Source organism: Cellulosimicrobium sp. BMG9.22 (assembly GCF_059159975.1).
This window is the reverse complement of the sequence record NZ_JBZGBY010000027.1, coordinates 43,687-56,358: the sequence shown is the minus strand read 5'-3', so window position 1 is coordinate 56,358 and position 12,672 is coordinate 43,687. Positions and strand designations below refer to the sequence as shown.

Below are 12,672 nucleotides of genomic sequence, written 5' to 3'. Positions count from 1 at the left end.
CGTGGTTCCAGGGCCATTTCTCACCTCTCGGTCACTCGCGAGGGTCGACGTCTGGTCAGCGCCGCGCCCACCGTCGTCGTCGGCCGGCAAGGAGACTCTGCCCGGGCTGACCAGGGTTCTACTTCGGCGACCGGGGTGAACTGTCCTCGGTGACGGGACGGCTGAGCGGGTGGGGCGGCGTCGGATGCGAAGGGCATCAAGGCCGCGCTCCTGAAACCCACGCCCGAAGGACCAGGGTGACGGCGCGGCCAGCCCGAGCACCGACGCCGCCCCGCACGCGGACCCGACCACGGGAGCCAAGCCCGAGCACCGGTGCGGGCGGTGCGGTCAGGTTCAGTCGGTGGTGCGGAGGTCGGCCAGGAGGGGGCGGTGGTCGGAGGTCGTGACGTCGAGGACGTCGAACGAGCGGAACGTCACGGCGTCGGACCCGAAGATCCAGTCGATGCGGTGCGCGGGGGCGACGGACGGGGACGTGAGCGCGTCGGGGTCGCCCGCGGCGTCCTGACCGCTCTCGAGGCCCTGCTCCTCGAGGAACACGATCTCGTGCCAGCGGGGCTCGGCGTTGAGGTCGCCGGCCATGACGTAGGCGCCCTCGACGGGTTCGTCCGCGATCAGCGACTCGAGCTGGTCGAGGCGGGTCGGGGTGTTCTCCTCGCGGTGCTGCAGGTGCACGGACGTGACGCGCACGGGGACGCCGGCGGCGTCGACGGTCCCGGAGATCGCCGAGCGTTCCTGCGGGCCGGCGCCGTAGGGCAGCGCGTGGCGCTCGACGTCGGCGAGGTCTCCGCGGAGCGGGTCCCACAGGATCGCGTTGCCGAACTGGCGGTCGGCCGCGGGGACGAACACGACGCGCATCCCCGTCTCGCGTGCGAGGTACGTCGCCATGTCGGCGCCGCCGCCGAGCACCCACCCGCGCGACACCTCCTGCAGCGTGACGACGTCGGCGCCCGAGTCCTCGATCGTCTCGACCATCTCGTCGAGCCGGACCGAGGGGTCGGCGCTCACGCCGTAGTGCAGGTTCCAGTCGAGCACGCGCAGGTCGCCCTCGGGATGGTCGGCGAGGGCGGACGTCGTCGTCGGCACGTGGACCTGTGTGACCCCGACGACGGCGAGCACCGCGACGACGCCACCGAGGACGAGAGGGAGCGCTGGTCCAGGTGTGGTCGCGGGAGCTGCCGCGTCGTCGTCCGGGGCTCCCGGGTCGGTCGGCGTCGTCCCGGTCGCCGTCGTGCCGGTCGCCAGGTCGGGCGGGACCCTCCGTGCCCTCGTGAGGGTCGCCGCGCGGAGCCCCGAGACGACGGCGGGCACCGCGAGCGCGAGGGCGGCGGCCACGGGGACGAGGGTGTGGGGGAAGGGCAGCGGGACGTCGTACTCGAGCTGGTAGACGAGCAGGGGGAGCGCGACACCGAGCCCGGCGACGCTCGCCGCCCCGGCGAGGCGGAGCCACGTCACGGGTCGTGCGGGGCGCGTGAGGCACAGGGCGAGCGTGCGTGCGGCGACGGGCACGAGCAGGGTGAGCAGGACGACGAGCGCCCACCCGCCGACGGCGCCCGGCCCGTGCACGCGCGGGACGGCGAGGAACACGACCGCGACGCCGACGACGAGGACCGCGGGCGAGACCCAGGGAGACCCGGGACGTCGACCGGGACCGCCGGCCCACGGGACGAACCAGGCCGTCAGCACGGCCGCGACCGCGAGCGCGCCGACGGTGAACGGCAGCGCCACGCCGCTCTGAGACGCGACGAACGCCGGGTTGGCGAGCACCTGCACCGCGAGCGCGACGAACGGCCCGAGCACCCACAGCCCGCGTGCGCCGGACCACGCGTCGCGGCCGCGCGCCGCCCAGGCGGATGCGAGCGCGAGCCCGCAGACGACGAGCGCGGCGACCCACCCGGCGACGTCGCCGCGCCAGTACGCGTCCCACGTCCCGAGGATCGTGCTGAGCGCCGCCGCGAGCAGCGCGCCCAGCGCGACGCCGACGGCGACCAGCGCGCCCCGCGCGAGTCGCGGCGCGGTTCGGGTCGGGGTCGCGCCGGTGGGTGGCGCTTCGGTCGGAGCCGACTCGCCGGTCGCGTCGGCGCGCAGACCGCGCGACGAGGCTGCGCCGTCGGGCACCTCGCTCCGCGCAGCGTCCGGCTCCGCGGGACGCATGCCACTGGCGAACGCGGCGACGACGACGAGCACCGCGATGCCCAGCGCGACGGCCGCGAGGCCGACGCCGTAGCGCACGAGCCCGAGGTCGGCGCCGGAGGCGATGGCTGTCCCCAGACCCTGGAGCAGGAGGCGCGCCACGACGAGCGCGCAGACAGCGAGGAGCACGACCTTGCCCGTGATCTCGAGGCGGGCGGCGATCATCACGACGAGCACGCCGGGCGCGGCATAGGTCGCGAGGGCGGTGAGCGCGACGGTGACGACGCTCGCGGCGAACGCGTGGTCGAGCAGCGGGCCGCTCGACCGGACGAGCTCGACGACCATCGCTGTGACGGTCGCGACGAGGACGAGCGGGACGAGGTCGGACCGCTCGGCCCGAGGGGCCCGGTCGGTGCGGGGCTGCGCTGCGCTCACGAGGTCCGACGGTACCGGGCGGTTGCTGTGATCCGCACCACACGATCGGGGCATCCGTGCCAGACTGGGGCATCGGCTGCGACGGCGCGCCACCACCTCGGCGCGCGAGGAGGCGAGGACGTGGACAGCACGGTGGACACCACCCGGCACGCGGCGGGCGCCACGAGCGCGCGGGGTGCGACGAGCGCGGAGGGCGGCGCGCCGGACGGGGGCGCGGGTCGCCGCACGATCGGCCACTGGGTCGACGGCGAGGCGCGCACCGGGTCCGAGCGGTTCGGCCCGGTCCACGACCCGGCGCGCGGAACCGTCACCGGACGCGTCGCGCTCGCGTCCGCGGAGGACGTCGACGCCGCGGTCGCGGCGGCGCTCGCGGCGTTCCCCGCGTGGCGCGCGACGAGCGTGTCGCGGCGCGTCGAGATCCTCTTCGCGTTCCACCAGCTCCTCGTCACCCGTCGCGACGAGATCGCGGCGGTGGTGAGCGCCGAGCACGGCAAGGTCCTGTCCGACGCGGCGGGCGAGGTCGCCCGCGCGCTCGAGTGCGTCGAGTTCGCGTGCGGGATCGGTCAGCTCCTCAAGGGCGGGTACACCGAGCAGGCGTCCTCGGGCGTGGACGTGCACGAGGTGAAGCAGCCCCTCGGCGTGGTCGCGTGCATCACGCCCTTCAACTTCCCGGCCATGGTGCCGCTGTGGATGATCCCGAACGCGATCGCGTGCGGGAACACGGTCGTGCTCAAGCCGAGCGAGCGCGACCCGTCCGCGTCGCTCCTCGTCGCGCGCCTGCTCCAGGAGGCGAGGCTGCCCGACGGCGTCGTGAACGTCGTGCAGGGCGACCGGGTCGCGGTCGAGCGCCTGCTCGAGCACCCGGACGTCGAGGCCGTGAGCTTCGTCGGCTCGACGCCCGTCGCGCGGCACGTCTACGAGACGGGCACGCGGCACGGCAAGCGCGTCCAGGCGCTCGGCGGCGCGAAGAACCACATGGTCGTCCTGCCCGACGCCGACGTGGACGTCGCGGCGGACGCAGCGGTCTCGGCGGCGTACGGGTCGGCGGGCGAGCGGTGCATGGCGGTGTCGGTGCTCGTCGCGGTGGGCGCCGTGGCCGACCCGCTCGTCGAGGCGATCCGCGAGCGCGTGGCGCGCCTCGTCGTCGGGCCGGGGGACGACCCCGCGTCCCAGATGGGCCCGCTCATCACGGCCGAGCACCGCGACCGCGTGGCCGCGCGCGTGGGGACCGCCACGGACGAGGGTGCGACGCTCGTCGTCGACGGGCGCGATGCGCCCGCCGGATCACCCGACCTCGGCGAGGGCTTCTTCCTGCACCCGACGCTCGTCGACCACGTGCGGCCCGAGCACACGGTGTACCGGGAGGAGATCTTCGGGCCGGTCCTGTCGGTCGTCCGGGCCGAGACCTACGACGAGGCGGTCGGGCTCGTCAACGACAACCCCTACGGCAACGGCGCGGCGATCTTCACGCGCGACGGCGGCGCGGCGCGCGCGTTCGAGGTCGACGCCCGCGCGGGGATGATCGGGGTCAACGTCCCCATCCCCGTGCCGGTCGGGTACTACTCGTTCGGCGGCTGGAAGAGCTCGCTCTTCGGTGACCTGCACGTCTACGGGCCGGAGAGCGTGCAGTTCTACACGCGGACGAAGGTCGTCACGACGCGCTGGCCCGACCCGTCCACGGCCGGGGTCGACCTCGGCTTCCCCCGGACGCGGTGATGCCCGTGCCGATGACGACACGGACGACCGAGGGGAGCGACGCGTGACCACGGAGGACCTCGTGCAGGGGGCGACGGCGGGAACGTCGACCTCCCGGACGCGCGCGGACGACCGGTACGTCTTCCACTCCTGGTCCGCGCAGGGCGCGATCGACCCCCTGCCCGTCGCGGGGGGTGAGGGCGCGTGGTTCTGGGACGAGGACGGCAACCGCTACCTCGACTTCGCCTCGCAGCTCGTCAACCTCAACCTCGGCCACCAGCACCCGCGGCTCGTCGCGGCGATCCAGGCGCAGGCGGGGCGGCTCGCGACCGTCGGGCCGACGTTCGCGAACGACGTGCGGGGCGAGCTCGCCCGGCTCATCGCGGAGCGGGCGCCCGGGACGCGCGGTGGCTCGAGGAGCGACCCGGGGGACGGCGAGCGGCGGTGGCGCGTGTTCTTCACCAACGGCGGGGCGGACGCCGTCGAGAACGCCGTGCGCCTGGCCCGCCTGCACACGGGACGGGCCAAGGTGCTCTCCGCGTACCGGTCGTACCACGGCAACACCGCGACGGCGATCTCCCTCACGGGCGACCCGCGGCGCTGGCCCAACGAGGTCGCGCCGGACCCCCAGGTGCGCCACTTCTTCGGCCCGTACACCTACCGCTCGGCGTTCGGGGCGCGCGACGACGCGGAGGAGGGGGTGCGGGCGCTCGCTCACCTGCGGGAGGTCGTGCAGCTCGAGGGGCCCGGGACGATCGCGGCGATCCTGCTGGAGACGATCGTCGGGACGAACGGCGTGCTGGTCCCGCCCGACGGCTACCTCGCCGGCGTCCGGGAGCTGTGCGACGAGCACGGCATCCTCCTCGTCACCGACGAGGTGATGGTCGGGTTCGGGCGTGTCGGCGAGTGGTTCGCCGTGAACCGGTGGGGCGTCGTGCCCGACCTCGTGGTCTTCGCCAAGGGCGTGAACTCCGGCTACGTGCCGCTCGGTGGCGTCGTCATCGGCGAGCACGTCGCGCAGACGTTCGACGACCGCGTGTTCCCCGGCGGCCTCACCTACTCCGGCCATCCGCTGGCGTGCGCGGTCGGGGTCGAGTCGGTCCGGGTCTTCGAGGACGAGCGGATCCTCGAACGCGTCCGCGCTCTGGGCGCCGACCTGATCGGCCCCCGGCTGCGCGAGATCGCGGCCCGGCACCCCAGCGTCGGCGAGGTCCGCGGGCTCGGGTTCTTCTGGGCCGTCGAGCTCGTGCGCGACCGCCAGACGCGCGAGCCCCTCGTCCCGTTCAACGCGAGCGGACCCGCCGCCGCGCCCATGGGCGCCGTCGTCGCCGCGATCAAGCAGCGGGGCGTGTGGCCGTTCGTGCACTTCAACCGCCTGCACGTCGCGCCACCGCTCGTCACGTCCGCCGAGGACCTCGAGCACGGCCTCGCCGCGATCGACGCCGCGCTCGACGTCGCCGACGAGCACGTCGAGGCGGTGCGGGAATGACCGACCGGACACCCGAGGAGGGTTCATGACCACCGTGCGTGCCGCGCTCACCCAGGTCCGCTGGACGGGCGACAAGGAGTCGATGATCGACGTCCACGAGAAGCACCTGCGCGACGCCGCCGACCAGGGCGCGAAGCTGGTGTGCTTCCAGGAGCTGTTCTACGGGCCGTACTTCTGCCAGGTGCAGGACGCCGCGTACTACGCGTACGCCGAGTCCGTCCCCGGGCCGACGGTCGAGCGGTTCTCGGCGCTCGCGGCCGAGCTGGGGACCGTCGTCGTGCTGCCCGTGTACGAGGAGGAGCAGCCGGGCGTCCTGTACAACACCGCCGCCGTGATCGACGCCGACGGGCGCTACCTCGGCAAGTACCGCAAGACGCACATCCCGCACGTGCGCGGGTTCTGGGAGAAGTTCTACTTCCGTCCCGGGAACATGGGCTACCCGGTGTTCGACACCGCCGTCGGGCGCGTGGGCGTGTACATCTGCTACGACCGGCACTTCCCCGAGGGCTGGCGCGCGCTCGGGCTGAACGGCGCCGAGATCGTGCTCAACCCGAGCGCGACGAGCCGCGGCCTCTCGAACTACCTGTGGCGGCTCGAGCAGCCGGCAGCGGCCGTGGCCAACGAGTACTACGTCGGCGCGATCAACCGCGTCGGGATCGAGGACCTGGGCGACGACGACTTCTACGGCACGTCGTACTTCGTCGACCCCGAGGGCGCGTTCGTCGGCGACCCCGCCGACGACCACGAGGAAGAGCTCATCGTCCGCGACCTCGACATGGACCTCCTGCGCGTCGTGCGGGACCGCTGGCAGTTCTACCGGGACCGCCGGCCCGACGCCTACGACGACCTGACCCGGCCCTGAGCCGGCCGCCCCACCGCACCGTCCGCCACCGAGAGGGGAGACCACGCGATGCCGCACACGCTGATCCGGGGAGGGACCGTCGTCGGGCCCACGGGCTCGACGCCCGCCGACGTGCTGGTCGACGGCGAGCAGGTCGCCGCGCTGCTGCGACCCGGGGACACGAGCCTGGGGGCCGACCTCGCCGCGACCGCCGAGCGCGTGATCGACGCGACCGGCAAGTACGTCATCCCCGGCGCCGTGGACTGCCACACGCACATGGAGCTGCCGTTCGGCGGCACGGCCGCGTCCGACACGTTCGAGACCGGCACGCGCGCCGCGGCCTGGGGCGGCACGACGACGATCGTCGACTTCGCCGTCCAGCGCACCGGGGAGCGCGTCCAGGACGGCCTCGCCGCGTGGCACGAGAAGGCGGCCGGGAACTGCGCGATCGACTACGGGTTCCACCAGATCCTCGGCGGTGTCGACGACGACGCGCTCAAGGCCATGGACGAGCTCGTCGACGAGGGCATCACGAGCTTCAAGCTCTTCATGGCCTATCCCGGCGTGTTCTACAGCGACGACGGCCAGATCCTGCGCGCGATGCAGAAGGCGCGCGACAACGGGTCGGTGGTCATGATGCACGCCGAGAACGGCATCGCGATCGACGTGCTCGTGCGCCAGGCCCTCGACCGCGGCGACACGGCCCCGTACTTCCACGGCACGAGCCGACCGTGGGAGACCGAGGAGGAGGCGACGCACCGCGCGATCATGCTCGCGCGCCTCACGGGGGCGCCGCTGTACGTCGTGCACATGTCCGCCAAGCAGGCCGTCGCGACGCTCGCCCGCGCCCGCGACGAGGGGCTCGACGTCTTCGGGGAGACCTGCCCGCAGTACCTCTACCTCTCGCTCGAGGAGCAGCTCGCGGCGCGCAGCGAGGAGTGGGGCGACTTCGAGGGGGCCAAGTGGGTGTGCTCGACGCCGCTGCGCTCGCGCGCCGAAGGGCACCAGGACGAGCTGTGGCGGTACCTGCGCACGGGCGACCTGTCGGTCGTGAGCACCGACCACTGCCCGTTCTGCATGAAGGAGCAGAAGGAGCTCGGCCGCGGCGACTTCTCCAAGATCCCCAACGGGATCGGCGGCGTCGAGCACCGGCTGAACCTGCTCTACCAGGGCGTGGTCGACGGACGGATCTCGCGCGAGCGCTGGGTCGAGCTGTGCTGCACGACGCCGGCGCGCATGTTCGGGCTCGACGGCCGCAAGGGCGTGCTCGCCCCGGGCGCCGACGCCGACGTCGTCGTGTACGACCCCGCGGGGCACACGTCGATCGGGTACGACACGACCCACCACATGTTCATGGACCACTCCGCGTGGGAGGGGTACGAGATCGACGGGCACGTGGACGTGGTGATGTCGCGCGGTCGGGTGATCGTGGAGGACGGGGAGTACCGCGGCAGCCCCGGGCACGGACAGTTCCTGCGGCGCGGGCTGTCGGCGTACCTGCGCTGAGCGGCGCACACGGGCGGACTCGGACCAGAAGGGGAGCGCATGGACCTCGGGGTGGTGCTGCAGAACGACCCGCCCGCGTGGCGGGTCGTCGAGCTCGCACGCCAGGCGGAGACCTACGGGTTCAGCCACGTGTGGACGTTCGACTCGCACCTGCTGTGGGAGGAGCCGTTCGTCGTCTACTCCCAGATCCTCTCGGCCACGCACCGGGTCACGGTCGGCCCGATGGTCACCAACCCCGCGACGCGCGACGTCACGGTGACGGCCTCGCTGTTCGCGACGCTCAACGAGATGTTCGGCAACCGGACCATCTGCGGCATCGGGCGCGGGGACTCGGCGGTGCGCGTCATCAACGGCCGCCCCGTGACCCTGGCCGAGCTCCGCGAGGCGATCGGCGTCATCCGCGGCCTCGCGTCCGGGCAGGGGTTCGAGTACCGCGGCTCGACGCTGCGGCTGCCGTGGAACCCGGACTCCCGGCTGCCCGTGTGGGTCGCAGCGTACGGGCCGAAGGCGCTCGCGCTGACCGGGGAGGTGGGCGACGGGTTCATCCTCCAGCTCGCCGACCCCGACGTCGTGGCCTGGTCCGTCGAGGCCGTGCGCGCCGCGGCCGCGCGCGCCGGGCGTGACCCGGACGAGGTGAGCATCTGCGTGGCCGCGCCCGCGTACGTGACGGCGCAGGCGCCGTCGGACGGTGAGGCGGGTCGGCGCGGCCTCGCGCACGCCTACGACCAGTGCCGCTGGTTCGGCGGGATGGTCGGCAACCACGTCGCGGAGATCGTCGCGCGCTACGGGCCGGGCGGCACCGAGGAGGATGCGGGCGTGCGGATCCCGCGCGCGCTCACGGACTTCGTCGCCGGGCGGGAGGGCTACGACTACAACGAGCACGGGCGGGCGGGCAACACGCACACCGCGTTCGTCACGGACGAGATCGTCGACCGGTTCTGCCTCGTCGGCCCGCCCGAGCGGCACGTCGAGCGGCTGCGCGAGCTCGCCGCGCTCGGGGTCGACCAGTTCGCGATCTACCTCCAGCACGACGCGAAGGACGAGACGCTGCGGGCCTACGGCGAGACGATCGGTCCCGCCGTGCGCGACCTCGCCCCCGCGCGGGGGTAGGCGCCCGACTCAGCGGGACGACAGACCGCCGTCGAGCATCTCGCGCAGCGCCGGCCACGCGTCCGCGAAGGCGGGCAGGAGGTCGAGGGTGGCCACGTCGTCGACCGGTACCCAGCGGACCTCGATGCTCTCGGCGTCCGTCGCGCGCGGCTCGAGGCGCGCGCCGTCCGCGAGCTCGGCAAGGACGGTCGTGTACCGCCACGGACCGTGGTCGAGGACACGCTCGCCGAGGACGCGCACGTGCTCGGGCTCGATCCCCGCTTCCTCGCGCGCCTCGCGCAGCGCCCCCTGCGCGGGCGTCTCGTCCGGCCCGACGGCGCCGCCCGGCACGCCCCACGTCCCGCCCTGGTCGGACCACGGCGCGCGGTGCTGCAGGACGACGTCGGTCAGCCGCCCGTCGTCGTCGCGGCGCCCCAGCAGGAGCCCGGCCGCGCCGAACAGGCCCCAGTGCCGGCGTCCGCAGTCGCACTCGACCCAACCGTCGCCGGGCTGCAGGTGGCGGGGAAGCCGTGGCGGCGGCTCGCTCGGGTCGCGCGGCGCGGTGGGGATGGTCACGGGGCCATGCTGCCAGGCTCCGACGACGACCGGGACCGGGTCAGAACTGACGGCCTCCGGCGGCATCTGCCGGGTGGATGCCGGCCGCGCGGGCCCGTGCCGGACGCCGAGTACGATCTTCCGCTTGTGAGCAAGGTCGGGGAGATCGTCGCGCCACGGCGCATGGGCACCAGCTTCCGCTGGCTGCTGTCGTCGTCGTGGGTGAGCAACGTCGGCGACGGCATCGCGCTCGCCGCCGGTCCGCTGCTCGTTGCCTCCCAGACCGACTCGGCCTTCCTCGTCGCGTTGGCTGCGCTCCTGCAGCGCCTGCCCTGGCTCCTGTTCGGGCTGTGGGCCGGGGCGCTCGCGGACCGCCTCGACCGGCGCGTCGTCGTCATGGTCGCGAACGCGCTGCGCGCGCTCGTAGTGGTGGGGCTCTGCGTCGTGATCGGCACCGGCCACGTGAGCATCGGCCTCGTGCTCGTCGTGATGTTCCTCTACGGCGTCGCGGAGGTGTTCGCCGACTCCGCGTCCCAGACGCTGCTGCCGATGCTCGTCGAGTCGCGCGACCTGGGCACCGGCAACGCGCGCCTGCAGGCGGGGTTCCTCGCCGCGAACCAGCTCCTCGGCCCACCCGTCGGGGCGTTCCTCTTCGCGGCCGGGATGGTCTGGCCGTTCGTCGTCCAGGTCGTGTGCGTCGCGCTCGCCGTCGTGCTGGTGAGCCGCATCGCGACGCCGCCCGGTGGCGTCCGTGAAGCGCACACCCACGTGCGCCAGGACATCGCGGAGGGTGTGCGCTGGATCCTCTCGAACGCGCCAGTCCGCACGCTCGCGCTCGTGATCCTCGCGTTCAACGTCACGTGGGCGGCCCCGTGGGGCGTCCTCGTGAAGTACGCCCTCGACCACCTGCAGATGGGTGAGGTCGGGTTCGGCCTGCTCACGACGGCGTCGGCTGTCGGCGGTATCGTCGGCATCGCGTCGTTCGGGTGGCTCGAGCGGCACGCGAGCCTCGCCCTCCTCATGCGCGTGTGCCTCTCGCTGGAGGTCGTCATGCACCTCGCGCTCGCGCTCACGACGACCGGCTGGGTAGCGCTCGTGATCATGGTCGTCTTCGGTGCGTACGCGTTCGTGTGGGGGACCGTGTCCAACACGATCCGCCAGCGCGCCGTGCCGACCGAGTTCCAGGGCCGCGTCGGCTCGGTGTACATGGTCTGCGTGTTCGGCGGCATCGCCCTCGGGCAGGCGCTCGGCGGAGTCCTCGCCGAGACGTGGGGCATCACGGCGCCCTTCTGGTTCGCGTTCGTCGGGGCGGGCGTGACGCTCGCCCTCGTGTGGCGGCAGCTCGCGAAGATCGCCCACGTAGGCTCGGTGGACCCCAACCCCGAGGCAGCGCCGAGCTGACCTGGCGCCGTCGACGGGTGCCGACACCGTCGGGCGACCTGCGACAGGCGACGGCGCACGGTCGCCGAGCGACCCGTCCTTGTCCGCCCTCCGGAGAATCCCGTGGACCGTGTCGGACCCTCGCGGCAGGATGCAACCGTGAGCCATACGCCGTACGACAATGACTCGACCCCTTTGCCCGACGACGCCCGGTCCGCCGCGGGGCCCGTAGCCGCGACCGACGTGGCCGAGGCGCCCGCCGACGACACCCTCGCGATGCCCCGCTGGCGTCGGGACGCCACCGTCTTCCTCTCGGGCCAGACGGTCTCGCTGTTCGGCTCGATGCTCGTCCAGTACGCGGTCATGTGGCACCTGACGATCGAGACGAAGTCCGGGTCGGTGCTCGCGCTGAGCACGCTCTTCGGCTTCCTGCCGCAAGCCGTCGTCTCGATCTTCGGCGGCGTGTGGGCCGACCGCGTGAACCGCAAGGCGCTCGTCATCGCGGCGGACGGCACGATCGCCGTGACCACGCTCGCCCTCGCGCTCCTCATGCTCGGGGGTGCCGACGACCTGTGGCTCATCTATGCCGCTCTCGCGATCCGCTCGACGGGCGCGGGGATCCAGACGCCCGCCGTCGCCGCGCTGCTCCCGCAGATCGTGCCGACGAGCAGGCTGATGCGGGTCAACGGGATCAACCAGTCGATCCAGTCCGCGATGATGCTCCTCGCGCCGGCCGTCGCGGCGGCCGTCTACGCGAGCATGTCCCTCGTGGCGGTGTTCTTCATCGACGTCGTCACGGCCGTCGTCGGCATCGGACTCCTCCTGCTCGTCCCCGTCCCGACCCTCGGCCGCGCGGCTGCCGGGGCCGAGCGGGCCGGGTACTTCGACGACCTCGTCGAAGGATTCCGCTACCTCGGCTCGCACCCGTTCGTGCGCTGGGTCCTCGGGCTCTACGCCGTGGTGTTCCTGCTCATCGTGGCCCCGTCCTACCTCACGCCGCTCATGGTCGCGCGCACGTTCGGCGAGGAGGTCTGGAAGCTCACCGTCAACGAGATCGCGTTCTCCGTCGGGATGCTGCTGGGCGGGGTCCTGCTCGCCACCTGGGGCGGGCTCAAGAACCGGATCGCGATGATCGTCGGCGCCACGTTCGTGTTCGGGCTGCTCTCCGTCGGGATGGGTCTGTCCACGAACATGTGGGTCTTCTTCGCCTTCATGTTCCTGCTCGGCCTGGCTGTGCCGCCGTTCTCCACGACCTCGATGACCGTCCTCCAGGAGACCGTCGATCCCGAGCGCCAGGGCCGCGTCTTCGGCTTCGTCGGCATCGTCATGGCCGTCTCGATGCCGCTCGGCATGGTGATCTTCGGCCCCCTCGCCGACCGGTACTCCGTGGAGTCCTTGCTGATCGTCTCCGGGATCCTCATGTTCCTCGTCATCGCGATCGCCGTGGCCCTGCCGTCGGGCCGCCGCGCCATGCGGGCCGCCGGAGAGGCCCGCTAGCCGTTCGTCGGGACTGTCCCCGTCGCGTCTGCGCCGGGTCCCACAACCCGCGGGG

Annotated in this window: 9 protein-coding genes; 7 read left to right on the top strand and 2 right to left on the bottom strand. The window is 73.2% G+C overall.

Annotated features, from left to right (window positions below; translation table 11 throughout):
* Nucleotides 1–333: 333 nt before the first annotated feature.
* Nucleotides 334–2,565, bottom strand: a complete 2,232-nt coding sequence (locus tag AC4H2H_RS16100) for an endonuclease/exonuclease/phosphatase family protein (RefSeq protein WP_494371829.1) — start codon at nt 2,563–2,565, stop codon at nt 334–336.
* Between the two features lie 228 nt (nt 2,566–2,793).
* On the opposite strand from AC4H2H_RS16100, the gene AC4H2H_RS16095 reads away from it, so the two are divergent.
* Genes AC4H2H_RS16095 through AC4H2H_RS16075 form a run of 5 tightly spaced genes read left to right on the top strand, consistent with a single transcriptional unit; the run spans nt 2,794 to nt 9,206 of the window.
* Entirely contained in the window at nt 2,794–4,281 is a 1,488-nt protein-coding gene (locus tag AC4H2H_RS16095) for a CoA-acylating methylmalonate-semialdehyde dehydrogenase (RefSeq protein ID WP_494371831.1), read from the top strand.
* 43 nt (nt 4,282–4,324) lie between these two features.
* The gene (locus tag AC4H2H_RS16090) at nt 4,325–5,749 is read left to right on the top strand and encodes an aspartate aminotransferase family protein (RefSeq protein ID WP_494371828.1); all 1,425 of its coding nucleotides are present in this window, start codon (nt 4,325–4,327) and stop codon (nt 5,747–5,749) included.
* Between the two features lie 25 nt (nt 5,750–5,774).
* A complete protein-coding gene (locus AC4H2H_RS16085; protein WP_494371827.1) occupies nt 5,775–6,611 on the top strand; it encodes a nitrilase-related carbon-nitrogen hydrolase in 837 nt (278 codons plus the stop codon).
* 48 nt (nt 6,612–6,659) lie between these two features.
* Nucleotides 6,660–8,096 (top strand): dihydropyrimidinase, encoded by a 1,437-nt coding sequence (gene hydA / locus AC4H2H_RS16080; protein WP_494371826.1) that lies wholly within the window; start codon nt 6,660–6,662, stop codon nt 8,094–8,096.
* Between the two features lie 39 nt (nt 8,097–8,135).
* Nucleotides 8,136–9,206, top strand: a complete 1,071-nt coding sequence (locus AC4H2H_RS16075) for a TIGR03842 family LLM class F420-dependent oxidoreductase (RefSeq protein WP_494371825.1) — start codon at nt 8,136–8,138, stop codon at nt 9,204–9,206.
* A 9-nt stretch (nt 9,207–9,215) separates the two neighbouring features.
* Here AC4H2H_RS16075 and AC4H2H_RS16070 read toward each other — a convergent pair whose 3' ends face one another.
* Nucleotides 9,216–9,761, bottom strand: a complete 546-nt coding sequence (locus AC4H2H_RS16070) for an NUDIX hydrolase (protein ID WP_494371824.1) — start codon at nt 9,759–9,761, stop codon at nt 9,216–9,218.
* A 162-nt stretch (nt 9,762–9,923) separates the two neighbouring features.
* On the opposite strand from AC4H2H_RS16070, the gene AC4H2H_RS16065 reads away from it, so the two are divergent.
* Both AC4H2H_RS16065 and AC4H2H_RS16060 read left to right on the top strand, forming a co-directional pair.
* A complete protein-coding gene (locus AC4H2H_RS16065) occupies nt 9,924–11,141 on the top strand; it encodes an MFS transporter (protein ID WP_494371830.1) in 1,218 nt (405 codons plus the stop codon).
* A 138-nt stretch (nt 11,142–11,279) separates the two neighbouring features.
* Nucleotides 11,280–12,617 (top strand): MFS transporter, encoded by a 1,338-nt coding sequence (locus AC4H2H_RS16060; RefSeq protein WP_494371823.1) that lies wholly within the window; start codon nt 11,280–11,282, stop codon nt 12,615–12,617.
* Nucleotides 12,618–12,672: the final 55 nt, after the last annotated feature.